Origin of the sequence: Caballeronia sp. RCC_10, assembly GCF_041360715.1 — a bacterium.
GTDB lineage: Bacteria > Pseudomonadota > Gammaproteobacteria > Burkholderiales > Burkholderiaceae > Caballeronia > Caballeronia grimmiae.
The window spans coordinates 51790-77451 of sequence record NZ_JBFUPT010000012.1 but is presented as its reverse complement, the minus strand read 5'-3'; the positions used below and the strand labels follow the sequence as shown (position 1 = coordinate 77451).

Sequence of the window (25662 nt, the reverse complement as noted above, 5' to 3'; positions counted from 1 at the left end):
GAGCGTAGATGACATTCTCGATTTCCGGACGTTGCGAAAAGACCGGGCAGCTTGGCATTGCAATCAGTTCTTCGAGCATCGCGGTTGGTGCGCGGTGTCCGTGGCTGCGCGCGAACGTCGGTGCGGTAGCGACGCAGAACGTGACGCTGCCCGCGCTTGGCCCCTTGATTCTCGATCATCTGAATGACCGCGAAATCGATCCTTCGCTTGCGCTGGATCGTGCGTTGGAAACAGACGCGTATAGCGATTATCGGCAAGTCACCGTGCTCGACGCGCGAGGCCGCACCGCGTTCTTTAGCGGCAAGCAGGCGCTCGGAATCAATCATGCAGTAGCGGGCAATCAATGCGTCGCGGCCGGCAATATGCTGACCAGCATCGACGTGATAGAAGCGATGACGCCCGCATTCGAGCGCACATCGGGCGCGCTTGCGGACCGGCTGCTTGCCGCGATGCGTGCCGCGATGGAGATGGGCGGAGAGGCGGGGCCGGTGCATTCGGCTGCACTCAAGATCGTGGGCGATCAGGTCTGGCCCATCGTCGATTTGCGCATCGACTGGGCCGATGATGACCCCATCGGCAAGCTCGCAGTTCTATGGCAAGCCTATGCGCCGCAGATGCAGGACTACATCACGCGCGCATTGAATCCGACCGCCGCGCCGAGCTATGGAGTGCCGGGCGATGAATGACTCGTCGAGCCGTGGGCTGCTCGAAAAACTCATCGGCTTCGCCACGGTCAGCCGCGATTCGAACCTCGAGATGATCGCCTTCATCCGTGATTATCTGGAACAACATGGCGTTGAGAGTGAGTTGTTCTATAACGACGCTCGCACCAAGGCGAATCTCTTTGCGACCATCGGTCCGCCCGATCGTGGCGGCATCGTGCTGTCGGGTCATACGGATGTCGTTCCGGTCGACGGTCAGGCCTGGACGGTCGAGCCGTTCCGCATGAGCGAGCGCGAAGGCCGTTTATACGGACGCGGCGCCGCCGATATGAAGGGCTTTATTGCGTCGGTGCTGGCAGCAGTGCCGCAATTCGCCGGACGTGAATTGCGCTTGCCCGTGCATTTCGCTTTCTCATACGATGAAGAAGTGGGCTGCCTGGGCGTACGTCCCATGCTTGCCGCACTCGAAAAACGGCCGCATAAGCCCGTGCTTTGCCTTATCGGCGAGCCGACGGAACTCAAGCCAGTCCTCGGTCACAAAGGCAAGCTCGCGATGCGTTGTCATGTGAAGGGCGCGGCTTGTCATTCGGCTTATGCGCCGTATGGCGTCAACGCGATTCAATACGCGGCGCGGCTCATCAATCGTCTGGAGGTGATTGGCGAGCAGCTCGCGCATCCGCAGCATCATGACCAGCGATTCGATCCGCCATATTCGACTGTGCAGACCGGTGTGATTAAGGGTGGCCGGGCGCTGAATATCGTGCCTGAGGAATGCGAGTTCGACTTCGAAGTGCGCGCGCTGCCGGGCTTCGATGCGAACGAAGTCGCCCATCATCTGCAAGACTACGCCGAGGCGGAACTCGTTCCACGGATGCGCGCGATCAAGCCCGATTCCGGCATTCGTTTGCAGCCGCTATCTGCGTATCCGGGATTGGCGGCATCGCCTGAAAGCGATGCAGCGCGTCTTCTTGCGCAGCTTTGCGAGTCGAACGAATTCGGCACCGTGGCGTTCGGCACGGAAGGCGGCTTGTTCGATCAGGCGGGCATTCCTGCGGTCGTATGCGGGCCGGGCAGCATGGACCAGGGCCATAAGCCCGATGAGTTCGTGACCGTCGAACAACTCCACGCCTGTGATGCCATGTTGACACGCCTCGCGGATCATCTCGCGCAGTGAGCAATCGATACCGTCATTGATAAGCGAGCAGCCGCCCCAGCACGCCCGCCGATGGCCACAATAGCAAGGACAGCGCCGCCTGCACGCGCCCGGTCAACGGCGGCTGCTGGTCCCAGTCGACGAACCGCCTAGACCAGATGCGGCGAAACGCGAATGCATTAATCAGCCCGAGCACGATGCAGCACAGCTTCGCTTGCAGCAAGGCATTGCGATGCAGCGGGACCGCATCCGCACAGAAGAGCATTGCGCCGCTTGCGATCAGCAACACAAGACCATTTGCCGCATAGGGCGTGAGTGCGTCGGACACTGCGGCAATCGGGAATCGCCGGCCAAAGCCCAGCAAGCGCAGATCGAGTAACCCGATAGGCCCGATCAGGAGCGTCAGTCCAAGCAAATGAACGAGATTGACGAGGGGATACACCCACGGTGAACTGCGAAGCCATAACGCAAATGCGGACGCTTCTACAGACGCTGCGAGCGTGGCCGCTGAAGTGGCCAGATCCATTGCTAACGCAGTTCGACTGTCTTGCCATCCAGCGTAATGCGTTCAGCGCGCAACTCATGCGTTCCATCCGAACGCGGATAGCCTTCAATGCTGACGACTTTGCCCGCCGCTAACGAATCCTTCGGCAGACCACGCGACTGCATGCGGCTCACCGGAGCCAGCACGACATTCCATTGCGCACCCTGATAGTCGACCACCGCGTCGGCGTGCGGATTGCGATACTGAACATCGACTAGCGGGGCCTCGATCCTGACCGTTTTCGAAACGTCGTAGGAACTCCATCCGTGGTGCGCCGATGCCGTCGCGACGGCGAGCGCGGCAGCAGCGCCCATCAGGCAGTGTCGAATGCGCATGTCATCACCTTTGTCCGTGTCCGGGTGTGCGGCGCGTGATTCCGTCGATGTCTGGAATCCGGACGCATCCCGATCACTATAGGAACTTTCGACAGCATTTTGCAAGGTAATGACAAGAATGCGTCGCTGGGGAAGGGGCGCTAAGCATCATTTCTAACGCGCTGTAACCGCTGGTAAGCAGCGGCGAAAAGCGCAATCACATCGCGCGATCGCGTGACCGTGCGCAACACCACAATGCGATGGTCCCTTGTTCAAGGGTCTTTCTCGCACAGGAGCGCACACGATGAACGTCACCAATCCACTCGCCACACACGCGCCGCAGGCAAGCGCATCGACCCTTCCCATCAAGCGCAGCCAGAACGCCACCACCGGCGCAAGCGCCGCGACGTCACCGGCAGCGCCAGCCAAGCCGTCCAATCCCGCGCATCTCGGGATCACCATCGATACTACGGCTTGAGCGCACATGCAAACGCGCATCAAATCCGCGCTGCTGCTCGTGGTTGCCGCAGCTTGCCCCTTCATGCTCGATGCTTGTGCGGTCGCCGCGCTGCCATGCCGGCTGACATCCGCGACGCTGAAGATCGTACCCGTCGTCGGTCATGCAGCGGCGACGCCTTTCGATGCCTGCGCCGCCGCGATCGACTGACATGCACAATCGTTTTCGACGCATTGCGGCGCGCGCCGTCATCGCAACCCTCATGCTGCCGGTGCTCGCGCACGCAGAGAAACCTTATGCGTTTCGCGGCCTGCAGTTGGGCGTATCGCTCGATGACTTTCGTCGCCACGAACATGCACGCGCGCTTCCGGCCGGCAGTCTCGCGATCTGCACGACGGACCCCGAAGCCGCTTCGCTCGGCATGGAACTGAGCGATCCACATGGCGTGTCCATCGCGTGCAAGTGGGCGCATCGGACGCAGGAAGGCTGGCGTCCATCGCAGGCGGTCGTCGATTGTGCGCCGTCGTTCGATCACGTGATGCGCTTCGCCGCGATGCCAGGCGAAAGGGAGCCGCGGCTTTATCGCATGTCGTTCGTCTTCGACGCGCACCTGGCCAGCGATTTCGCCGATGCGCTCGTGTCGAAGTACGGCGCAAGCCGCGTCAAGCGCGAGCACGGTTACACGCGATACATCTGGGAAAACGCCGCAAGCACGATCACGCTCGAAGCGAACGCGGGCGCAACGACGGCGCGCGTCATCTATCGTCTGAAAGACCACGAAGCGTGGCTCGCGCGGCTCACCGAACAATGGCGTGCGGCTGCCGCGGATACGCCCTGAACAGGAACATCACATCATGAGAATCGCGCTTTTGGCATGCGCGGCGCTTGCGCTATGCGGGTGCTCTTCCACGTCGTCGTCTTCGCGTTCGATCGTCGAGATGCCGACCTTCGCACCGAGTGTCTCGCAACCCGTGAATGTCAACACGCAAGGCGCAATCTTCCAGACAGGCAGCGCGTACTCGCTCTATGAAACGCCGCGCGCACAAAAAGTGGGGGATGTGCTCACGATTCGCTTGTCCGAGTCCTATCGGGGCAGCAATTCCGCCGATGCAAAAGCGAGCCGCGACAGCTCGATCAGCGCCGAGGCCGCCGACAAGAGCACCGGCGCAGCGGCGCGACTTGCGCGGCTGTTCAACATAGGCTCGGCATCGACGAGCTTCAACGGTTCGGGCAGCACGTCGAACATCAGCGCGATGGACGGCACGCTCGCGGTGTCGGTCATCGGCACCTTGCCCGGCGGCAATCTGGTGATCGCGGGCGACAAGATCATTGCGATGGGCGGCAATCAGGACCGGATGCGCTTCTCTGGCATCGTCAATCCTAAGGATGTCGAAGCAGGCAACTATGTCGCGTCGAACAAGGTGGCGAACGCACGCATCGAACAGGTCGGCGTGGGCATGCTCGCGGATTCGACCACGATGGGCTGGCTTCAGCGCCTCTTCATGAGCGTGCTCACGTTTTGATTCAGGCGCGCGTCACAAGGACGGCGCGTGCTCGGCCGCGCCCGGATCGCCATGCGGCACGAAGATGTAGCCGCGTCCCCACACCGTCTGCACGTAGCGCGGCTCCGACGGGTCCGTTTCAATGAGACGCCGCAGCCGCCAGATGGCGACGTCGAGACTGCGATCGCGATGCGCGCTGTTGCCGCGCATCCGTTCGTTGAGTTGCGCGCGCGTCAGCACGACCATTTCGTGCCGGATGAGAATCTTGAGCAACGCGAATTCCGCAGAACGCAGCGGCAGCCGCGCACCGTCGCGGCGCAATTCGCGTGCGGTGAAGTCGATTTCGAACGGGCCGAAGCGATAGGCGGGCCGCATCTCGGGCGCGCCCGGCGCGTCGACATGACGGCGCCGCAGGACCGAGCGTATGCGGGCGAGCAGCTCGCGCGGATCGAACGGTTTCGACAAATAATCGTCGGCGCCGAGTTCGAGGCCGATCACGCGGTCGATCACATCCGAACGAGCGGTCAGCAAAATCACGGGCACGTCTTCACCCGAACTGCGCAGTTCGCGCAGTGCGCTGATGCCGTCCTTGCCGGGCATCATCACGTCGAGCACGACGAGCGACGGACGCTCGGCTTCGATGCTGCGCTTCAGCGCCGCGCCGTCGTGCAGCACCGACACGGCGAAGCCGTGGCTTTGCAGATATTCGCGTACGTGGTCGCGCATCACGGGGTCGTCGTCGACCATCAATACATGTTGAGTCATGCGCCGCATTCTATGCGCGGCATGGTGCAAATCGCGATACGAAAAGCTTTCCGATTCTTTCCCGGTGACTTCCTGTGAGCCCTCGTAAGAATCCGTAACGTCATTGCTTTTTAGAAAAGAGGCCTGTTTTACAGGCTCGCCATTACAATTTCGGGATGGCTATTTCGGTTCTCATTGTCGACGACGATTCCGTGGTGCGCGACCTGCTGCGCCAGTTCCTGCACGAACGCGGCGTGCAGGTGTCCGTGCTGCATGACGGCGGCGCGCTCGCGCATCGGCTCGAACTGGAGCGGCCCTCCATCGTCGTGCTCGACATCATGATGCCGAATACCGATGGCCTGCGCGCGCTGCGCATGTTGCGCGCAAGCGGCGACGATATCCCGGTGATCCTGCTTACTGGCCGCACGAGCGTGAACGACAAGATTGCGGGCCTCCAGGCGGGCGCGGACGACTACCTCGCGAAGCCCTTCGATCCGCGCGAGCTGCTTGCGCGCATCGAAACGGTGCTGCGCCGTCGCGCGAACGTGCCGAGCCGTCCCGAGCCGTGCGCGCGCGAACGCGTCGGCCGCTTCGAGCTGGACTTCGTGACGCGTTCACTGGTCGATGGCGACGAGCGCATCGCGCTGCGCGACAGCGAGTTCGCGCTGCTCAAGATCTTCATGAAGCATCCGTACAAGGTGCTTTCGCGCGTGCTCATCCATGATCTGCTGCGCGGCGACGACCTCTCGTTTCGCGATCGCGGGCTCGACGTGCCGATCTGGCGGCTGCGCCGCATCATCGAGGACGATCCTTCGAATCCGCGTCACGTGCAGACCGTGCGAGGTCAGGGCTACGTGTTCGTGCCCGACATCGACGGCGCCGCATTCGACTCACGCGTCGCCTGATGCGTGTGCAGGCGGTGGTCCGGTGGCTGCGGCCTCGCGCGGCGGGCGTCTGCAATACGCTCTTTGGCCGCACGGCGCTCATATCGATCGTCGTGTTGTTGATCGTTCAAGGCGGATGGTTCGCCATCCTGATGAATGAGGGAAAGCGCAATGAAGCCGATGGCTATGCGCGCGGCTTGCTGCTCGTGCTCGAAGCGGCCCATAGCGATGCCGCGCTCGATGGCCGCCTCGCCCGCGCGATGCACGTGCATACGGTGCCAGTGTGGAACATGCCGAAGCCTGTCGAATTGCATGCGCCCGCTGGGACGCGTCACGAGCATCTCGCGCGGCAGCTGGAAGAAGGGCTTCCCGCCGGCACGCGCATCGCGGTCGATACCGATGCGAACGCGATGTCGCGCCTATGGGTGCGCTATCCGTCGAGCAGCTTCTGGATCGTCACACCGATCGACGTGCCGCATCCCGCGCCGTTCGTCGCAGAGTCGATCGTCATGTTGCTCGGGGCCGTGCTCCTGTCGCTGATCGCGACGTGGCAATTGCAGCGTCCGCTCGCGCGCGTCGCACAGACCGCACGACGCTTCGGCGACGGCGAGCGTCCCGCGCCCGTCGACGAGAAGGGGCCGCGCGAGTTGCGCGAACTCATCGGCTCGTTTAACCGGATGATGCGCCGCGTGTCCGACGCCGAGGACGACAAGACCGTGATGCTCGCGGGCGTTGCGCATGATCTGAAAGCGCCGCTCACGCGTCTGCGCCTGCGCGCGACCATTCAACAAGACGACGCTTCGAGCAGACGCAAGGACACGCTGCGCGATATCGACTCGTTGACGCGCATCGTGCAGCAGTTTCTCGAGTTCGCCGCACGCGCGCCGGCGGATACATCGGTAAGCCATGTCGATGCGTTCATCGCCGAGCAGTTTCCCGCGCCCGATGATGGCGGCGATGCGCTGTTCTCGCTCTCGCTCGAAGCGGGCGACGCCTTTTGCCTGCCGCGCACGATCATCGACCGGCTGATGACGAACCTCGTCGACAACGCGCTCGAACACGGCGAACCGCCGGTCGAGATTCGTACCGCGCGCCTTGCCGATGCATGGCTCATCGAAGTAAGCGATCACGGCCCCGGCATTCCCGACGAGCGTATCGAAGACGCGATGCGGCCGTTCGTCCGGCTCGATCCGGCACGCAGCGGCGACGGTCATTGCGGCCTCGGACTGGCCATCGTCGCAAGGCTCGCGCGCGAACTGGATGGACGATGCGAGATCGGCAACGCGGCGGGCGGCGGACTGATCGTGCGCATCATCGTGCCTGACCTAGATGCGCGTGCGCGGTCGCTTCGATCATAAGAACAGCACCCATGTCCCTCTCTTCCTTATCGGTTTCGTCGTCGCGCCGTCGCTTCCTGCGCAGCAGTGCGAGCGCCATGCTTTTCGCTGGCGCGGGCACGAGCCTGCTTTCCGCGTGCGGCGGCGCGAGCGACAGCGCCGCCGTGCCTGAAGCGCCGCGCTTGACGTCGATAGAAAACTTCCGCGACATGGCCGGCACGGGCGATGGCTATCCCACAGCCGATGGCCGTCGCGTGCGGCGCGGCGTGTTCTATCGTTCCGGCGCGATGAATGCGGACGATGCGGACCTGATCGCGATTCAGCATCTATCGCTAGTTACGATTCACGATCTGCGCACGTTGAACGAAGCCACGCTTACGCCGGATCGCGTACCTGAGGGCTTATTGCGCGAGACGCACGAGATCGCGCCCATCGACATAGGCGCTGAGCGTCCCACGGATGCCGCGGCCGCGAGCGCATGGATGATCGACCATCAGCGCCAGATGATCGATGATCCCACGGCGCGCGCTCAGTTCGGTGCGTTGCTGACGCGGCTCGCACGCACGGCGGGGCGGCAAGTCGTGCACGGCGCAACGGGCAAGGACAGAACGGGCTGGGCGGCGGCGCTGATTCTTGCCATCGCCGATGTGCCGCTCGATGTGATCATTCAGGACTATCTGGTGACGAACGTTGCGGCCGAAGCGCAGATTGCGGCGCGCATGTCGGCGCATGCGGCGCGCGTGGGCGTGCCGCTGCTTGCCGTCGCGCCGCTGCATCAGGCGCAAAGTGCGACCATCGAAGCAGCGTTCGATGAACTTCAGAACCGCTTCGGCACATTGAACGAATATCTCACGCGCGGGCTGTCGCTCGGGCAAAGCGATATCGCGATGCTGCGCGCCAAGCTCGTGCATTAGGACGCCATCGCTCGAAAAAGACCGGCTCGTCTGCGCCCGCAAAACGAGCCGGAAACGAGGACGTATCCAGAGGCCGGGCCAGAATAACATCGCGTTCGGGTGAGTCTTGCCTTGTGAAAGGCACGGAAAGGAACTACGGCCCGCGCGACGCCACCATCTTGTCGACGAGCGCATCCACTTTTTGCTGCGCGCTCGAAAAGCGGTCGAGCGTGTAACCATGCGCCTGATAACGGGCCGTCACGAGTACGTGCCCTTGACGCAACAAGGTCAGGTCGATGGCGGACAGATACGCTTCGGGATCGTCGCTGAAGCTCGGATTGCCCCAGCTCGTGGTCGTTGCATAGACGAGCATCGCTTCGCAGCCGGGCGGCGACGTGCCGGGGTTATAGACCATCGAATCGACACCGCGACGCTGCAACGCTATCTGCAGCACGGGGACGATATCTCCGGCGGGCATCGTCTGATTCAGTTCGATGCAGATGGATCGCAGCGAGGCGGGCGCACCCGTGACGTAGTTCGGCGACGAGTACTTCGAAGCGACCGACATGCCCGCCTGAACCAGCGAGCCCGCAGTATCGGCGGCGGTGAGGAGCGTCCAGGTGCAACCGGACGATACGCTCGCGCATACGGCGATTGCAACGCATCGCATGAATTGCCGCAGCGCGTGCGTGAGCATGCCGGTTGCGCGCATGGTGTTGACTTAACGCGCTACGCGCAGACGCAGCGAGGAAGGACCGTCGATGCTCGCGGTCAGACTCACAGCATGCTTTGCCGTATCGTCTCGCACGATGAAGTGCTGGCACGTCGCCGTGTTGACGTCATGGCGCACATCGGGAAAGCATGCGGCGATATCCGCGCCGAGTTCCTGCAGCGGATCGGCGACTACGCCATCGGCGCCCCAGTGCGCCTTCCAGCGGCAATCGTAGACATGACGGCTGCCGCGGCATGTGCCTTGACCGGGCGATCCAGCGGGCATCAGCGCCGCGTTCCTGCCGAGCGCCGCGAAGGAGTCGGCGGCGACGATGGACTTCAGTGCGGAGCAGACATCCGGCACCTCTTCTGCCGATGCGTGCAACATGGGCAGCATGAGCGCGAAGCCGGCGAGCACGGCGTGCAATGAAGAATGGAGAGACTTTCTATGAGTATGAGCGTGCATGAGCCTGGACGTTTATCGTTGAAAAGCCGCTGCGTCCGATGAAAGGGTTCACGCAGCGTGCATCGATATGTTCGCTTAGCACATCCGCAATCAATGCGGCGAGAAGCGTTGCAGGTGACGAGGTTCTTTCCGGATGTTATCGAATCTTTCCGGACATCATACGAACAACGAAATGATCTTGCCGACGGTGACTGCCGCTGCGACCCATTTGCCGGCGGTATAGAACGCGTTGGTGTCGTCGCTGGATGTGCCGGGACTGTCGAGGCCGAGCGCGCCCGATGCGAACTGCTTGACCGACGAGGCCGCCGCCTCTGTCGCTACCGGTGCGGGTTCCACTGCCTGTGTCGTGACCGTATCCGGTGCGATCTGCTGTTTCGTGGCGTGGGTGTCGGCGTCGCGTCGCGCGGGCATGTCGGTCATGCCCGCATAAGGGGATGGATTCGAACCGCCTATCTGCATCGTGTGCCTCTTCGTAAGACGTTTTGCCAGTCCGGCATAACGGCGCATGCTCGACGCGCCTGAGGCTGTCGATCCTTTCGAACCCTTACCAGTCTTGCGCGATCAACCGGTCTTGCCTGCTCGCGATGGAGGTTGGCACAGACCGCATGTGAAGTCATCGCATGCGTGGCCGATGAAGCGGCCGCCGCAGCGCGTGCATGTGTTCAGATGCAGCACGCCTGCATCGAAGAAGCGCGGCAGCGTCCATGCCCTCGTGAAAGACAGCACTGCCTCTTCGCCGTGCGCCTCCACCGTTTGAAGATAAAGCCGATAGCTCTCGATGAGCGCACGAAGCGTCGCACGTGCGTCGCTCTCGGCGACGAGCGGGCGGACGTTACGGAAGATCGAATGAAAGAGCGACGAATGAATATTGGGCCGCCACGTGAGAAACCAGTCGGCCGAAAAGGGCAGCATGCCCTTGGGCGGCGATACGCCTCTGACTTCCTTGTAGAGTTTCAGCAGCCGGTCACGCGAAAGAGTCGTTTCCGCTTCGAGCAATTGCAGCCGCGCGCCGAGCCGGATGAGTTCTTCGGCAAGCATGATTTCTCGCACTTCCGCGACGATGCTCCTGCCTGCGACAGGCGCGCGCGCGGCACTAGCGTTCATGATCTGCGCTTGCACGCTTCTTCTCCGAGGACGATCGAAACATGAAGATGCGAGAGCGGCTTGCGTTGATCGCTATCGACCAGTGCCCTGAGCGTCGTGACATCGTTGAGCCGCAATCGCCAGACGAGTTCGGTCGATTCGGCGAGGCGTCGCGTTTGCGCGGGCGTCAACGCCGACAGGATGCGCGTGGCGGTATCGTCCAGCCCGAGACGGTACATCGCCATGATGCGGTCCTCATCGAGCAGGCGTCGTGCGAGCAGCAGATAGGCGAGGTTGAGTTCGCGAATCTGCGCGAGGCTTTCCGGGGCGATGGTCATCGTTGACATTGGTTCGATGATGGGAAGGCGGGCGCATCGCGTCTCGCGCGATGCGCCCGCTCTTGCTCACGGTGTTACGAGATCAATCGCATCAGAAGCGATGGCGCAGGCCGACCGTTGCCGACACCTGACTGTTCGACGACGAGGCAGACAGTCCGTTGATCGCAGCCGTGATGCCGGAATCGCCCACATCGCTCACGTGCTGATACACGCCTTGCAGATAGACGTCGGTACGCTTCGACAGCGAGTATGCGGTTTGCAGGCTGAACTGATTCCACTTCGGATCGACGCCATCGAGATGGCCGTCGGTGAACGTGTATGCACCGGACAGCGACCATGCGGGCGTGAGGTTGTAGCGGCCGTTCAATTCATAGTTGGTGAAGCGCGCGCTGCCGCCGTCGAGCGTGATGCCGCTGGTCGTACCCGACGCCGATGCGCCGATGCCCGTTGCACCGTCGAGGCGCGTCTGCGTGAACACGAACCCCGCTTGCGCCGGCCCGAACGCGTAGCTGATGCCTGCGCCGAACGTGCGTTGACGCGCTGCGCTGAACGTGGCGTCATCGCTGACCGCGCCGCTTGCGTTCAGCGTCGCGCCCGCGTTGTTCAACTGCATGTAGCTCGCCGCCACGTTCAGCGGACCGTAGTTGTACGACGCACCGACGCTATAAGCGCCGTTCGTTGCAAAGCCGCCCGCATCGTTCGAGAAGCCGTAAAGGCCGCCGAACTTGAAGCCGGCATAGTTCAGGCTTTGATACTTGACCGAATTGCTGATGCGGAACGAGTTGTCGAGGTTGTCGTTATCGAACGGATGCGCTGCCTGCGTGCCGCCGTATTGCGTGCCGGTGAGAGCCAGCGGGCCGAGATAATCGACGACGGAATCGTATTGACGGCCGAGCGTCAGTGCGCCCGCGACGTTGCTCGACAGTCCGACGAAGGCCTGTCGGCCGAATTCACGGCTGTTCTGCCCGAGCTTGCCGTTCATGATGTTGAAGCCGTTTTCAAGGGTAAAGATCGCCTTGAGGCCGCCGCCCAGATCTTCCGCGCCGCGCAGGCCCCAGCGGCTGCCATTGACCGCTCCGCTCGTCGCCTGAACGTTGTGCGAGCCGCCTTGATTGTTCGTGTAGGTGAGGCCCGCGTCGATGAGGCCGTTAAGCGTCACGCTGCTTTGTGCATGCGCTGCGCTTGCAATCGCGCCGAGCGCCGTCAACGCCGTAAGCGTCTTGAACGCATTCGAGGCAATAAAGAATTTCTTCACTCTGTTTCTCCAGGATGGCCAGTGCGTCGGTCGACGCGCCGCTCTCATGCATGGACGACGCGGACCGGCTTTCCGATGGATCTGTCGACGCATCGGAGCGCGGATTAAAGCACGGAGAATTGCGAAGAAATCGGCTGAGCGGTGTCGCGCGGGTTACGGAATATTGCGTAAGTATTGCGGGGCAAGTGCTGCGAAGGAAGTAATTGCGTGACTGCGTTGAGTGCGCGCGTGCGCATTCGCCGGGGCAGCTCATTACAGACGGTAATTTCTTGAGCCGGTCAGAAAGATGATGTGGGCTGCGCGCCACACGAAGAAGGGCGTCCATTCATATCGGTGGTGGTTGCAAAGAGTCCGTAAACTAGCGCTGCTAGCATGACGCCTTCTTCATTTCACACATTGCCAAGTCATGAAAAAGGTCGTTCTCGCCGCTCTGGTTGCAGGCACCACGTTCTTCGCTATTGCACCCGCCTTCGCAGCATCGCATCACCATGCGGTCTGCCATAAGCTCCGCGTTCATCATCACTGGGAACGTCACTGCAAGTAAGCGGCATTGCCGTTTGTCAGGCCCCGTCGTGTCATTAACGGCGGGGCTTTTTTTTCGTGCCGACGAAATACGTGTTCGGTCCGGGCCTGAAGAGAGAAGTTCACGCAAAGGTACAATCGTTCGACTATCCCGTCTGCGAATTTTTCGCCTCTTCTCTCCTCGATGACATCTCCCAAAACTACCGAAGTCATGCCGCCATTCTTGACGGGAGGTGGAAACTGCTCTGAAATCATCGCGTCTCGTGACTGGTCGGCCACACCGCTGGGCCCCATCGCGACATGGCCGGGCATTCTGAAGAACACGCTGTCGGTCATCATGTCGTCGCCGGTTCCCATCGTCACGCTATGGGGTGAACCGGGCGTCATGCTGTACAACGACGCCTATTCGGGCTTCGCTGCGGGCCGGCATCCGGTGTTACTCGGCTCGAATGTTCGCGAAGGCTGGCCGGAAGTCGCGGACTTCAACGACAACGTGATGAAAGTCGGTCTGAGCGGCAGAACCTTGCGATACGAGGATCAGGAACTGACGCTGCATCGTAACGGCGTGCCGGAACAGGTGTGGATGAACCTCGACTACTCGCCCATCTTCTGCGAGTCGGGGCAGCCGGTCGCGGTGATGGCCATCGTCGTCGAAACCACCGGCAAAGTCCGCGCGAAACGTGCATTGCAGAACGATCGCGAGCGTCTGCGCCGCATGTTCGAGCAGGCGCCCGGCTTCATCGCGATGATGACGGGACCGCAACACGTGTTCGAGCTGGCGAACCCCGCCTACATGGAACTCGTCGGGGAACGCGGAATCATCGGCAAGACCGTCAGGGAGGCGCTGCCCGAAGTGGCGGGTCAAGGCTTCTTCGAACTGCTCGATGCGGCCTTCTTCGAGGGCGTTCCTACCGCGCGTCTCGCGGAGCCGCTGACGCTCAACCGGAGTGCGGGCATGGCGGGTGAAACGCGCTATCTCGACTTCAGCTATCAGCCCGTGAGGGACGCCGCGGGCGAGATTCTGGGCGTGTTCGTACAGGGTAATGACGTGACCGCGCACATCGAAGCGCAGCGAGCGGTGCGCGAAAGCGAAGAGCGGTTTCGCACCTTCGCTCAGGCTTTGCCGTGTCAGGTGTGGTCGGCGGATGCGTGCGGACGCATCGACTGGATCAACGAGCGAAGCTATCAGTACACCGGCATGCCCGAAGGCAGCCTGCGCGACGAAGGCTGGTCCACGGTGACGCACCCGGACGACGCGACCGGCGCGCTGAACTTGTGGAGCCAAGCGGTCCGCGCGGAAGAGGCGTTCGAACGCGAAGTGCGCCTGCGCGGGGTCAACGGTGTGTACCGGTGGCACCTGAGCCGGGCGCTGCCGGTTCGCAACGCGGACGGCGCGATCACGCGATGGATCGGCGTGAACATGGACATCCACGATCAGAAGACAGCGGCGCATTTTCTCGAGCGCGTGAACGAGGATCTCGAACAGAAGGTCGCGGAGAGTGCGGCGGACCGAGAGCGCATGTGGCGTCTTTCGACTGATCTGATGCTCGTCGCCGGCCTCGACGCGTCGATCGTCTCCGTCAATCCCGCGTGGACCGATCTGCTCGGCTGGACTGCGGTCGAACTGATCGGGCAGTCTTTCATGAGCCTCGTTCATCTGGACGATGTCGCCGCGACGCTCGATGAAGTCCGACGCCTCTCCGACGGCAACCGGACCTTGAAATTCGTGAACCGCTTCCGCCGGCGCGAGGGCGGCTATTGCACGCTTTCGTGGACGGCTGTTCCCGATAACGACATTATTCACGCCGTGGGGCGTGATATCAGCGCCGACGTGGCGGCGGCCGAAGCGCTGCGGCAAACTGAACTGGCGTTGCAGCAGTCGCAGAGAATGGAGACGATCGGCAAGCTCACCGGCGGCGTCGCGCATGACTTCAACAATCTGCTGCAGGTGATATCAGGCAACTTGCAGTTGCTATCGAAGGACGTGCAGGGCAACGAGAAAGCGGAACGTCGCTTGCAGCAGGCGCTGGCCGGCGTGAACCGTGGCGGCCGGCTGGCGAGTCAGTTGCTTGCGTTCGGACGCCGGCAGGCGCTCGAACCGAAGGCGGTGCGCCTTGCGAGACTCGTCGCTGAAATGGACGACATGCTGCGGCGAAGTCTCGGCGACGCAATCGAAGTCGAAACGGTCATGAGCGGCGGACTCTGGAATACCTTCGTCGATCCCGGGCAGCTCGAAAATGCCATCCTCAATCTGGCGATCAATGCACGCGACGCGATGGAGGGCCAGGGCAAGCTGACGATCGAAGTCGTCAACGCCGTGCTGGACGACACGTATGCCTATGGCCATCCCGAAGTCGAACCGGGCCAGTACGTCATGCTCGCGGTGACCGATACGGGAAGCGGCATGACGGCCGAGGTCATGAGCAAGGCGTACGAGCCGTTCTTTTCGACGAAGCCGGAAGGTAAGGGCTCGGGGCTCGGCTTATCGATGGTCTATGGCTTCGTCAAGCAATCGGGCGGACACATCAAGCTCTATAGCGAGCCGGGTCACGGAACGACGGTCAGGCTCTATCTGCCGCGCACGCTCGAAGCAGAAGTTCAGCCCGTAGTGGCGGATTCGCGCGCTACCGAAGGAGGCACGGAGGTCGTGCTCGTCGCCGAGGACGATGAACAGGTCCGTGCCACCGTCATCGACATGCTCAACGATCTGGGCTACCGCGTGTTACGCGCCAACGATGCGATCAGCGCGCTCGCCATCGTGGAAAGCGGCGTGCATATCGACTTGCTGTTCACGGACGTGGTGATGCCCGGCACGATGAAGAGCACGGAACTTGCACGCAAGGCGAAGGAACGCATTCCGGGCATTGCGGTGCTGTTCACCTCCGGTTACACCGAGAACTCGATCGTGCACGGCGGCCGGCTGGATGCGGGCGTCGAATTGCTGAGCAAGCCATACTCGCGCGAGGCGCTTGCGCGCAAGATACGTCGCGTGCTGGGCAATGAGTCGGTCAAGCGCAGCCATCCGTTGCGTACGGAACCCGAGCCTGAACACAAGGACGCGTCGCTGCGCATTCTCTATGTCGAAGACGATGACCTCATTCGCGCCGTGACGGTCGAACTGCTCGAAAGCTTCGGTCATGTCGTACTGGAGGCGACCGATTCGACTTCGGCGCTTGCCTTGCTGGAGAAACACGGCGTGGATGTCCTGCTGACGGACATCGGCCTGCCCGACGTCCCCGGCGACGAACTCGCACTGCTCGCACGCCAGCGTCAACCGGGCCTGTCCGTCATCTTCGCGACGGGCCAGAACGATGCACCGCCGATCGACGGCGTCGTGCTGTTACGCAAGCCGTACGATACGGCGTCGCTTGCGCACGCGCTTCGGCGCGTTGTCGAAACTTCGTGAGCCAGCAGGGACAGCGGCTGCGCGCCGCAATGCGCGGTGCGAGGCCATAGCCGTTCAGCCTTTGCGGTTGGCTTCGTACACCGCCTTGTCGGCAGCGGCGCGTCATCAGAAAATGTTGCCGATCGAGGCCGCCGCAAAGCGGGATCTTTGCGCTATCGGCTCAAGGAGCCGGACACTTATGCCGATAAGGAGGCACAGACGTTCATATAACTAGCCGTACAGATGTCGCTCCCTGGTGCCTCTCCATTGACTTCGTGCTTCGCCGTTGCATGGCTGCCTTCGCTTGTCGGGCTGTTCATGGCGGTGATGCTCGGCATATGGACGCCGCCTGTCGAAGCCTCGGCCGCCTCGTCGCTGGCGAGCGATGACCTCGCGTCACTGCCGCTCGAATCGCTGATGGACATGACCGTCAGCGGAGCCACGCGCATCGAGCAGTCGGCATCGAGCGCGCCGGCCGCGGTCGTGATCCTGACCGCCGCCGATGTTCGCGATCACGGCTGGCGCACGCTTGCCGATGCCCTCGCCACGCTGCCGGGGCTGTATGTCACGTCCGATCGCATGTATTCGTATCTCGGCGCGCGCGGGTTTCAGCGTCCGGGCGATTACAACAGCCGCTTCCTTCTGCTGGTCGACGGGATGCGCCTGAACGACGCGGTCTACGATCAGGCGCCGCTCGGCTCGGACTTTCCGGTGGACATGGATCTCGTCGAACGCATCGAATACATACCGGGTCCGGGTTCGGCCGTGTATGGATCGAACGCGCTGTTCGGCACGGTCAACGTAATCACGAAGAAGGGCGCGGATATCGGCGGCGCGCAAATCGCGGGCGCGCTCGGCAGCTTCGGCGAGAAACAGGCGCGCGTGACCTATGGCTGGCACGGCGAACGCAATGCCGACCTCGTGCTGTCGGCAACGGCGTATGAACGTCGCGGCCAAGACCTGTATTACCCCGAATTCGATACCCCCGATCAGAATCATGGCGTCGCCCGCAATCTCGATGGCGAGCGCAATCAGAAGCTGTTCGCCAAGTTCGGCATCGGCGATTTCCGCATCAGCGCCGGATACGGCAATCGCACGAAGAACGTGCCGGGCGCGCCTTACGATGCGGCGTTCAACGCACCGTTCAGCGTGACGGACACGCATGCCTTCGTCGATGCCACCTACCGGCAGGCCGTGCGTGACGACATCGCGATCGACTACGAACTGTACGGCGGCCATTACGACTACACGAGCCGGCAAGTCAGCGTGCCCGCGCCCGGCACGTCGAACGTCGATGGCGATCACGCACTCTGGTACGGCGGCGACGTGCACGCGACGGTGCGAACCCTGCCGCGAAATCGCATCGTATTCGGTGTCGATTACACGATGGACGCGGCGCGCGACCAGTGGAACTACAACGTCGATCCATACGAGAAGTTGCTCGACGATCATCGGGTGAGTCACCGCATCGGCGTCTATATCGACGATGAGATCAAACTGGCCGAATCGCTCACACTCGATATCGGCGGCCGCTACGACACCGAGAGCAGCATCGGCGGCAACTTCAGCCCGCGCATTGCGCTGATCTGGCGGCCGACACCGAGCGATACCTTCAAGCTCATCTATGGCGCTGCATACCGTGCGCCGAACGCCTACGAGATGTACTACGCGTTTCCGGGCGAAGGCGGGCAGCTCGCGAATCCCTTGTTGAAATCGGAGCATATCGGCACGCAGGAACTCGTCTATGAACGCGCGTTGGGCGGGATGGGGCGCGCGACCGTCACGCTGTATCGCTACAGGCTGCGCGATGTCATCACCGAGTCCATCGATCCCGCTACGGGTCTCTATGTCTTTCGCAACGTCGAGCGCGCGCAGGCACGCGGCGCGGAACTCGCGTGGCAGCAGCAGTTCGCAACGAGCTTGCGCGTGCGCGCGAGCTATTCGTATCAGCTCGCGCGGGACTCCATCGCGGGCGGCGCATTGCAGAACTCGCCGCTTCACGTGGGCAAGCTCAACGTCAGCGCGCCGTTCTACGCTGCGCGCGCACGCGCGGGCGCGGAGGTGCAGTGCATGTCGTCGCGGGTTGCGCAGACGGCTTCAGCGAGCGGGTACTGCATCGCGAATTTGACCGTGCATAGCCGGAAGCTGGTGCCGCGTGCGGATGCGTCGGTGTCGCTCTATAACGTGTTCGATCGCCGCTATGCGGATCCCGCCGGGCCCGGCTTCAAGCAGAACGTGATCGTGCAGCAGAGCCGCACGCTGCTCGCCAAACTGGTCTACGGATTCTGATGATGTCATTGCGTCGATGCCTCGCGCTATGTCTCTTCACGGCCGGTGGGGCCGGGGCATGGTGCGCGCATGCGCAAACCGATCTTCGCAGGCTCGAAAGCGCGTACATCTTCAACTTCACGCAATTCACGCAGTGGCCCACCGATCGCATGGGCAACGCTGAATTGCGCGTCTGCGCCAGCGCGCGCAGCCCGCTGCGCGAAGCACTCGCGGCATTGAATGGCCGTGCGGTCGGTGCGCGCGTGTGGCGGTTCACGAGTCTCGCCGACAAGCCGCTCGCCGATTGCGACGTGCTGGCCATCGCCGGCAACGACGGAACCAGCGGAGAAATGCGCGATGCGTTCGCCTCCGACGATGCCTTGCTCATCATCGCGGGCGTCGGCGCGATCACACACGGCGAGGCCGTCATCGCGCTGGTCGCCGAAGACGATCATCTGCGCTTCGAGATCAACAATGGCGAAGCCACGCGCCGCAAGCTCGTGCTCAGTTCCAAGCTGCTGCGGCTCGCAAGGAGGCTCAAGTGAAAGCCACGAACACGCGTAAGGGCAGCACGGGACGCCTCACGGTCCGCGCGAATCTGGTGAGTGTCGGCATTGCGCTCGTGGCCGCGAGCATCGTCCTGTTGCTGTATCAGGCCGTGGCCTTTCGCAGCGCGTTATATGACGATGCGACGCTGCAGGCGTCGGTGATATCGGAGAACATCAGTGCGTCTCTGATGTTCGAAGACGAACGGTCGACGCAAGACGTGCTGCGTTCGCTTGGCCGCGTGGCTTATGTTCAGAGCCTGAGCGTCTACCGCAAGGATGGGCAGCTGTTCACTCGCTATGCGCGTGAAGGCATCACGCCGGAGGAAGCGGCAGAGGGCACGCTGCAATCGACGGAACATCGCACCACGCTCTCGCTCGATGACGTATTCGTGCGTGCGCCCATCGAACACAATGGCCATCTGCTTGGATATGTGGTGCTGGTCGCAACTAGTGATCTCGTGCGCCGGCAACTCGTCCAATACGCGTGCTTTCTCGGTGTCGCGTGTCTCGGCGCGTTATCGATTTCGACGCTCGTGATGAACCGCATGCGGCGGCGCGTGAGCGAGGCCGAACGTGAACTCGAATATCTCGCTCGCACCGATCCGCTCACGAAACTGCCTAACCGCCGCACGTTCTATGAGTCGCTCGATGAGCGGCTCGCGAGCGCGAAGGAGCCGAGCCGCTATCTCGGGCTGGTCCTGATCGACCTCGACGACTTCAAGACCGTCAACGATACGCTCGGCCACGGCGCAGGCGATCAACTGCTTCAGCACGTCGCCTATGTACTCGAAAGCACCGTCGGCGGACGCGCGATGGTCAGCCGCATGGGCGGCGACGAGTTCGCGGTGACGCTGACGAGCACGTGGAAGCGCGCGGCGGTCGCGGAACTCGCGGGCGAAATCGGCGCCGCGCTTTGCCGCCCGGCCCCGCTTTGCGGGCGCGAGATCAACGTGACCGCGAGCATCGGTTACGCGAGCTTTCCCGAAGCGGGCAACGATAGCGGCAGTCTGATGACGAGCGCCGATATCGCGCTGTACGAAGCGAAAAGCCGGGGCAAGAATACTGTCGTCGGGTTCTCCGCGGAGATGATGGACGCCGCGCATCGCCGCGCGTATCTCGAAGCGGAGTTGCGCAAGGCCGTGGAAAGCGATGCGCTCGATCTCGTCTTTCAGCCGCAGTTCGAATGCGGCAGCGGCACGCTCGTCGGAGCGGAAGTGCTTGCGCGCTGGACGCATGGAGAAGAGGGCGACGTATCGCCGGGAGAGTTCATTCCGATCGCCGAGAACAGCGATCTCATCGTACTGCTCGGGCGTACGGTGCTGCAGCGGGCATGCGTGGCAGCGGCGGCGTGGAATGCCTCGTGCCCGGGGGCAGCCGTGCGCGTCGCGGTGAACGTGTCGGCGCGACAGCTCAGGCATCCGAACTTTGTTCCCGACGTGATGGCCGCCCTCGGTGCAAGCGGCCTTGCTCCCGCATTGCTCGAACTGGAGCTTACCGAGAGTCATCTGATCGCGAATCGCGAAACCGCCATCGACGTGATGAACCGGCTTCGGGAAGCGGGCGTGCTGTTGTCCATCGACGATTTCGGCACGGGCTATTCGTCGCTTTCGTACCTGCATGCGTTCCCCGTGAACGCGCTCAAGATCGACCGCTCGTTCATCGAGCGCATTCCCGAGGATGGGCAATCCATCGTGACGGCGATTCTCTCGATGGCGCATAGCTTCGGTTTGCACGCGGTGGCTGAAGGCGTCGAAGAGCCAAGGCAGCTTGCCTGGCTCATCGATGCGGGCTGTGATGTCGTGCAAGGCTTTCTGACCGGTCGTCCGATGTCACTCGATCAGTTCCGCGCCCTTGTTGCGAACGAAGCGTTTGATAGCCAGCTCGCATGAAAGCCGTGCGTTAGCCGGCCCATGGGTTGTACGCATATGGAAGCGAAAGCGACTCGTCAGCGGGAGTTGCATGCATGTAGCAGGTATGCCGGTTGCTCAGACGAATACCGCTGAGGGCGCGGATACGAGCTGCAATGTTCCGCCGCAGCGAATTAACTTGCGAGAGGAATCAACATGAAACTACGTCATCTTTTAACGGTTGCCGCCGCTGGCGTTCTGGTCTCAAGTGGGGCTGCTATCGCACAAGAGCAGAGTGCGCCGATGGCACGCGGATCGCACACCACCGACGCAAGCACGGCCACCTACGGCCCATCCACGTATAAAGGCGCGGACTACGGCGGTTCCACTTATGGCGATACCAACGCCGGTGCGCGCAACTATGGCGAGTGGGTGCGGGGACGCAACCCGGCCAACTGCCCGGTGGGTTTGCCCTGTAACGTTTACAAGGGCTCTTGATGTGACTACGCGGCCAGCGCCGGCTATGCGCGTTTCAGATGCGTCGCCGTCGATGGTCGCGCGAACACGCTTATACCACCGGATCGCTGCTCTGCGAACCCGGATAACGCGTGAGCCAGTACGCATTGCGCTGGCAACACCGTCGACGACTTGCGCAACGCTAATTCGCGCGTTGCACGAAATGGATAGTGCGCATCTTCGAGATGCAGGCGGCCGATCATCGCAAGATCGATCAGATGCGCCGCAGTCGCCGCGTTCGTCCTTGCCCCATGCCGTCGCCACCGAGTATCGGCTTCTTCGCGCACGCGCGCAGCGATCAACGTCATGAAGCCTGAGGCCCACGGCACATTCGACTGAATCGTCGACAAGCAGATGCGCATGGTGAGCAAATCAACCATCGCGTTTCATGCGCTTGACCAGCCGATCGACTCCGCGACCGTTTCTTCATCGCGGCCATTGAATTCGCGCCTGCCTTCCATCCCGCGTGGCCGATTTATATGCCTGACGTCGCGCCTGCCCTGCGGCGATCGGCGCGAGTCTCGTCGCCAGCGGCGTGCTGATGTTCGCCGGCATTCTGGTGGTCACGAGCCTGATCCGGCGGCGGGATCGCTGAGACAAAATCGCACATGACGGGTACTAGCAATATTCGATCGATTGTTGCCAGTCCGGTCAAATCACAATGGCGATCCGCGCCCCGCCGTGTTCAACGCCTCGCCGCGCGATTCGCCAGGCTTTGCCATCGCACGTGCAACTGGTCGGCCTGCCGCGGTCGCCGGCGATGCCCGACGCGCAGCAATGGGACGCGCTCGCCGCGCGGCAGCAACCGTTGCGGGACGTGCCTGCCGAAGCCGGGCCACCTCGCCTCGATCATCTACACGTCGGGCAGCACGGGCCTCCCGAAGGGAGCGATGCACAGCTCCTGATGATGTCGCTGATGGTCACTGGCGGGCCCGAGCGAATTTCGATCCGGCCAATGATAGACAGCGGAAACATGCGTGACGCCCCTATTCTTGAGGGGGCGGAAAACCAGTCGCGCGTCTTAATCTACGATCGTTACCGCAAGAGAACCGCGTGTGTGGCGCGTGCGTTATGCAATCGGGTGATGCATGACCGCGTCGCTTCGGACAAGTGCAATCCAATGGCAAGAAGAGGAAGCCAATGAACCTGACGAAAAAGGTAGCGATCGTGACGGGCGCAGCTTCGGGGGTTCCATGAAGACCGCACCGCCCAGCAACCAGACCGAACAGGACGCCAAAGCTGGGGCCAATTCGGGCAACCCGGCGACTACATCCAGCGACAAGCCCAGCAGCGGACAGCACCCTGCGAATCACGCCAAGGCCGGCCAGAATGAGGGTGCCGGAGGAGGCGCGAAGCAGCAGCACCGATCGAAGTAACCGGCGCAATCGTGCGCGGATGGCCGGGAAACATCCGCGCACGCACGCGCGCTTTTCTCAGACGATGCCAGTTACGCCGTCACGCGGCACGAACGTTGCGCTCTTTTTTGAAGCAGGCGGCAAGCGTCTGCACCCTTATTTCTGTCCCATCAAGGAGGCCGAACCATGAACAAGGCAATCAGCACGTTAGTCGCGGCCGTCGCGGCACTGACGTTGGCAGGCGGCGCTTATGCACAAGCCGGCGGAGCGGGCGGGGCTGGAGGCGGAGGCGCTAACGGCGGCGGCGCGGCAGGCAGCACGGCCAGCCCGGCGAATCAGGTCAACGGCGCGACCGGCGGATACGGCACGCCCGGCATGACCAATTCGGAGAGCGGCATGTCCACCAAGGGCACGGGCCTGCCGAGCAGCACCAATAGCGACGTGGCGCCTGCTGCGCCTGCGACCAGCAACAATACGCTCGCGACGCCAGGCGTGAAGTCGCCGGCAGGCAAGTAGCGCATTTTCGCGACTGTCACATGGCCGCTGCGCTGACGCGGCGGTCGTTTAGCCTGTTGTTCTTCGCGTCGACGGCTTAACGCCTGCCGGCGCGTCGAGGCGCTTTGATCTCTGATGAATGTTCGGCCGGGTGAGCAGGATATTTGCGCGGCCGGCCGAACCATGCGCGGTCGCGTGGACACGGCACTGAAGCGCTGCAAGCGCGCGCCGCTCTGGCGCGAAGGTCAACCGTCGACGCGGCGTGTACTGCGGCGTGAGAGCAACGACGCTTGTCGAAGCTTCACACTTACCAATTCGTCGGACGCCGGTTCGATCAACAGTAAAGCAACGCAGCGCATCGAAAGACCGCTACTTCGGTCGCGATGACGATCTTACTCAGTCCAGCGTAATTCCATCGAACCGATGCCCGCCCAACGGACTAATCAAGTACCCACGCACGCGCTTTGAGATAGGCTGGAACGTGTCGGCGTGAGCGATCGGCGTATAAGGAACCTGGTCTTTGAAAACCACCTGCGCTTCTTCATAGAGCTTGGTGCGCGCGTTCTGATTCGTATCGAGCCGGGCCTTCGCCAGCAGATCGTCGAACTGTTTATTGCACCACTTCGCCATGTTGCTGCCATGTACGGCGTCGCAGCCGAGCGTCGTGCCGAGCCAGTTGTCGGGGTCGCCGTTGTCGCCGAGCCAGCCATACAGGATGGCGTCGTGCTCGCCGTTCGTCTTGGCGCGCTTGTTGTACTCAGCCCATTCGTACGTAACGATGTTCGCCTTCACGCCGATCTTGGCCCAGTCGGACTGAATGAGCTGCGCCATCAGCCGTGCGTTCGGGTTGTAGCCGCGCTGCACGGGCATGGCCCAAAGCGTGATCGCGAAGCCATCGGGGAAGCCCGCCTCTTTCAGCAAAGCCCGCGCGCGCGCGAGATCGCGCGTCGCGTCCTTCAGCGCCTTGTTATACGACCATTGCGAGGGTGGCATCGGATTGGTGGCGACCGTGGCGGCGCCCTCATACACGGACTTGATGATCGCCTGCTTGTCGATTGCCATGTCGAGGGCGCGACGCACCAGCACGTTGTCCAACGGTTTGTGCGTCGTGTTGTATCCGACGTACGCGACGTTGAATCCCACGCCTGACAGTACCGCGAGATTCGGCTTCTTCTTCGCACTCGCGATATCGGCGGGGCGTGCGAACGACGTAACCTGACACTCGCCGCTCTCGAGTTTCTGTTCGCGCACGGCGGCGTCGGGTGTGATCGAAAAAACGAGCTTGTCGATATGCACTTCTTTACGGTTCCAGAAAGTCGGATTCGCATCGTAGCGAATGGTCGAGTCTTTCTGATAATCGTGGAAAACGAAAGCGCCCGTGCCCACTGGCTTCTGATTGAAGTCCTCGACCTTGCCGGCCTTCAACAACTGCGCGGCATATTCCGCCGATACGATCGACGCAAACTCCATCGCGACATTGCGCACGAATACCACGTCGGGCGTCTTGAGCGTGAAGCGCACGGTGTAATCGTCGAGCTTGTCGACGGACGAGATGTTCTTGTCGTACCCGAGGTCGGTCAGATAGGGAAAGCTGACCGGATGCGCTTTCTGAAAAGGTTCGTTCGGATCGATCATTCGCTTGAACGTGAACACGACATCGTCCGCATTGAAGTCGCGCGTCGGCTTGAAGTACGAAGTCGACTGGAACTTCACGCCATGACGCAGATGGAAAGTGAACGTCTTTGCATCCGGCGACGCGTCCCATGTCAAGGCGAGACCTGGCGTGAGATCGAGCGTGCCGCGCTTGAATTCGACCAGTGTGTCGAAGACGGCGTGCGCGCCGGCATCGAAGTCGGTGCTGGTCGTATATTGCGCGGAATCGAAACCGGCGGGACTGCCTTCGGAACAGAACACGAGCGTCTTGCTCGCGGCTTGTGCGGATGGCGGCGCTGCGCTCATTGCGAGGACGGTCAAGGCGGACAGTGCGAGCGCACGCGTCGGCGCGGCGCATGAACGGTGTGTTGCGGCGTTTCTTGTCATTGTCGCTTTAGCACGAGAAGGATGGTCATCCCGCCTGATAGCGGGTTCGATGTCGTACTGTACCAAGGGTATGAATTGGCCACATGGTGGACTGTCAATGCGAGCGCGAATACCGGGACTTCGGGCTTGCTATCGCGGCTGCCTGTTGTTGGCCGGGTGAGTATCTGGCCAGTACGAATGTTTCCTCGATCGGCGAGAGCCGGACATGATGACGTGCTCTTGTCCGAATGCAAAGCGACAAAAACAGCTATCCATTGCACGGTAATTGATAAGGCATTTCGCGTGCAATGGATACATCGGAATGCTAAATACGCACCGCGCGATCCCCATATCGATAGTCCGA

27 protein-coding genes are annotated in these 25662 nt (G+C 62.1%); 17 read left to right on the top strand and 10 right to left on the bottom strand.

Annotated features, from left to right (window positions below; all coding sequences use genetic code 11):
* The first annotated feature begins 8 nt into the window (after positions 1-8).
* Entirely contained in the window at positions 9-686 is a 678-nt protein-coding gene (locus tag AB6804_RS20720) for a DUF1028 domain-containing protein (RefSeq protein ID WP_370888040.1), read from the top strand.
* Positions 679-1836, top strand: a complete 1158-nt coding sequence (argE, locus tag AB6804_RS20715; RefSeq protein WP_370888039.1) for an acetylornithine deacetylase — start codon at positions 679-681, stop codon at positions 1834-1836. The genes AB6804_RS20720 and argE overlap by 8 nt, the downstream gene beginning before the upstream one ends.
* A gap of 13 nt (positions 1837-1849) precedes the next feature.
* Here the strand turns inward: argE and AB6804_RS20710 are convergent, their stop codons facing one another.
* Both AB6804_RS20710 and AB6804_RS20705 read right to left on the bottom strand, forming a co-directional pair.
* A complete protein-coding gene (locus AB6804_RS20710; protein ID WP_370888038.1) occupies positions 1850-2341 on the bottom strand; it encodes a DUF6644 family protein in 492 nt (163 codons plus the stop codon).
* 2 nt (positions 2342-2343) lie between these two features.
* Positions 2344-2694: a DUF6152 family protein gene (locus tag AB6804_RS20705; RefSeq protein ID WP_370888037.1), complete on the bottom strand. Its 351-nt coding sequence runs from the start codon at positions 2692-2694 to the stop codon at positions 2344-2346.
* Positions 2695-2977: 283 nt separating this feature from the next.
* On the opposite strand from AB6804_RS20705, the gene AB6804_RS20700 reads away from it, so the two are divergent.
* From AB6804_RS20700 to AB6804_RS20685, 4 genes are read left to right on the top strand one after another with little or no spacing between them, the layout of a single operon-like run.
* A complete protein-coding gene (locus tag AB6804_RS20700) occupies positions 2978-3151 on the top strand; it encodes a hypothetical protein (RefSeq protein WP_370888036.1) in 174 nt (57 codons plus the stop codon).
* A gap of 6 nt (positions 3152-3157) precedes the next feature.
* Positions 3158-3340: a DUF6726 family protein gene (locus tag AB6804_RS20695; protein ID WP_370888035.1), complete on the top strand. Its 183-nt coding sequence runs from the start codon at positions 3158-3160 to the stop codon at positions 3338-3340.
* 1 nt (position 3341) lies between these two features.
* Positions 3342-3968, top strand: a complete 627-nt coding sequence (locus AB6804_RS20690) for a hypothetical protein (protein ID WP_370888034.1) — start codon at positions 3342-3344, stop codon at positions 3966-3968.
* A gap of 16 nt (positions 3969-3984) precedes the next feature.
* Positions 3985-4653 carry a flagellar basal body L-ring protein FlgH gene (locus AB6804_RS20685; protein ID WP_370888033.1) on the top strand — a complete coding sequence of 223 codons (669 nt, stop codon included), beginning with the start codon at positions 3985-3987 and terminating at the stop codon, positions 4651-4653.
* Between the two features lie 12 nt (positions 4654-4665).
* On the opposite strand, the gene AB6804_RS20680 is transcribed toward AB6804_RS20685, so the two are convergent.
* Complete coding sequence (locus AB6804_RS20680) at positions 4666-5397, bottom strand: response regulator (protein ID WP_370888032.1); 732 nt, start codon at positions 5395-5397, stop codon at positions 4666-4668.
* Positions 5398-5552: 155 nt separating this feature from the next.
* Here AB6804_RS20680 and AB6804_RS20675 point away from each other — a divergent pair, with 155 nt between their 5' ends.
* The 3 genes from AB6804_RS20675 to AB6804_RS20665 are packed head-to-tail and all read left to right on the top strand — an operon-like array spanning position 5553 to position 8511.
* Positions 5553-6281 carry a response regulator gene (locus AB6804_RS20675; protein ID WP_370888031.1) on the top strand — a complete coding sequence of 243 codons (729 nt, stop codon included), beginning with the start codon at positions 5553-5555 and terminating at the stop codon, positions 6279-6281.
* Complete coding sequence (locus AB6804_RS20670) at positions 6281-7618, top strand: ATP-binding protein (RefSeq protein ID WP_370888030.1); 1338 nt, start codon at positions 6281-6283, stop codon at positions 7616-7618. The genes AB6804_RS20675 and AB6804_RS20670 overlap by 1 nt, the downstream gene beginning before the upstream one ends.
* Before the next feature lie 11 nt (positions 7619-7629).
* Positions 7630-8511 carry a tyrosine-protein phosphatase gene (locus AB6804_RS20665; RefSeq protein ID WP_370888029.1) on the top strand — a complete coding sequence of 294 codons (882 nt, stop codon included), beginning with the start codon at positions 7630-7632 and terminating at the stop codon, positions 8509-8511.
* Positions 8512-8644: 133 nt separating this feature from the next.
* Here AB6804_RS20665 and AB6804_RS20660 read toward each other — a convergent pair whose 3' ends face one another.
* The 6 genes from AB6804_RS20660 to AB6804_RS20635 all read right to left on the bottom strand — a co-directional run bounded on the left by AB6804_RS20660 (position 8645) and on the right by AB6804_RS20635 (position 12343).
* The gene (locus tag AB6804_RS20660) at positions 8645-9202 is read right to left on the bottom strand and encodes a hypothetical protein (RefSeq protein ID WP_370888028.1); all 558 of its coding nucleotides are present in this window, start codon (positions 9200-9202) and stop codon (positions 8645-8647) included.
* Positions 9203-9211: 9 nt separating this feature from the next.
* Positions 9212-9598, bottom strand: coding sequence for a hypothetical protein (locus AB6804_RS20655; protein WP_370888027.1), 387 nt, complete (start codon positions 9596-9598; stop codon positions 9212-9214).
* Positions 9599-9823: 225 nt separating this feature from the next.
* Entirely contained in the window at positions 9824-10126 is a 303-nt protein-coding gene (locus tag AB6804_RS20650; RefSeq protein WP_370888026.1) for a hypothetical protein, read from the bottom strand.
* 102 nt (positions 10127-10228) lie between these two features.
* Positions 10229-10771, bottom strand: coding sequence for a flagellar transcriptional regulator FlhC (gene flhC, locus AB6804_RS20645; RefSeq protein ID WP_370888025.1), 543 nt, complete (start codon positions 10769-10771; stop codon positions 10229-10231).
* On the bottom strand, positions 10768-11088 hold the full coding sequence (locus AB6804_RS20640) for a flagellar transcriptional regulator FlhD (RefSeq protein WP_370888024.1): 321 nt from the start codon (positions 11086-11088) through the stop codon (positions 10768-10770). Before AB6804_RS20640 ends, flhC begins: the two co-directional genes overlap by 4 nt.
* Before the next feature lie 91 nt (positions 11089-11179).
* Complete coding sequence (locus tag AB6804_RS20635) at positions 11180-12343, bottom strand: porin (RefSeq protein WP_370888023.1); 1164 nt, start codon at positions 12341-12343, stop codon at positions 11180-11182.
* A gap of 733 nt (positions 12344-13076) precedes the next feature.
* On the opposite strand from AB6804_RS20635, the gene AB6804_RS20630 reads away from it, so the two are divergent.
* The 8 genes from AB6804_RS20630 (at position 13077) to AB6804_RS20595 (ending at position 23300) form a co-directional block, all read left to right on the top strand.
* Positions 13077-16271, top strand: coding sequence for a PAS domain-containing protein (locus AB6804_RS20630; protein ID WP_370888022.1), 3195 nt, complete (start codon positions 13077-13079; stop codon positions 16269-16271).
* A gap of 246 nt (positions 16272-16517) precedes the next feature.
* Positions 16518-18539, top strand: a complete 2022-nt coding sequence (locus tag AB6804_RS20625) for a TonB-dependent receptor plug domain-containing protein (RefSeq protein ID WP_370888021.1) — start codon at positions 16518-16520, stop codon at positions 18537-18539.
* On the top strand, positions 18539-19063 hold the full coding sequence (locus AB6804_RS20620; RefSeq protein ID WP_370888020.1) for a YfiR family protein: 525 nt from the start codon (positions 18539-18541) through the stop codon (positions 19061-19063). The genes AB6804_RS20625 and AB6804_RS20620 overlap by 1 nt, the downstream gene beginning before the upstream one ends.
* Positions 19060-20955, top strand: a complete 1896-nt coding sequence (locus AB6804_RS20615) for a putative bifunctional diguanylate cyclase/phosphodiesterase (RefSeq protein ID WP_370888019.1) — start codon at positions 19060-19062, stop codon at positions 20953-20955. Before AB6804_RS20620 ends, AB6804_RS20615 begins: the two co-directional genes overlap by 4 nt.
* A gap of 174 nt (positions 20956-21129) precedes the next feature.
* A complete protein-coding gene (locus tag AB6804_RS20610) occupies positions 21130-21411 on the top strand; it encodes a hypothetical protein (RefSeq protein WP_370888018.1) in 282 nt (93 codons plus the stop codon).
* A 188-nt stretch (positions 21412-21599) separates the two neighbouring features.
* Complete coding sequence (locus tag AB6804_RS20605; protein ID WP_370888017.1) at positions 21600-21746, top strand: hypothetical protein; 147 nt, start codon at positions 21600-21602, stop codon at positions 21744-21746.
* Between the two features lie 291 nt (positions 21747-22037).
* A complete protein-coding gene (locus tag AB6804_RS20600; protein WP_370888016.1) occupies positions 22038-22334 on the top strand; it encodes an AMP-binding protein in 297 nt (98 codons plus the stop codon).
* A gap of 636 nt (positions 22335-22970) precedes the next feature.
* Complete coding sequence (locus AB6804_RS20595; protein WP_035960314.1) at positions 22971-23300, top strand: hypothetical protein; 330 nt, start codon at positions 22971-22973, stop codon at positions 23298-23300.
* Positions 23301-23675: 375 nt separating this feature from the next.
* Here the strand turns inward: AB6804_RS20595 and AB6804_RS20590 are convergent, their stop codons facing one another.
* Positions 23676-25319, bottom strand: a complete 1644-nt coding sequence (locus tag AB6804_RS20590) for an ABC transporter substrate-binding protein (RefSeq protein WP_370888015.1) — start codon at positions 25317-25319, stop codon at positions 23676-23678.
* Between the last annotated feature and the right edge of the window lie 343 nt (positions 25320-25662).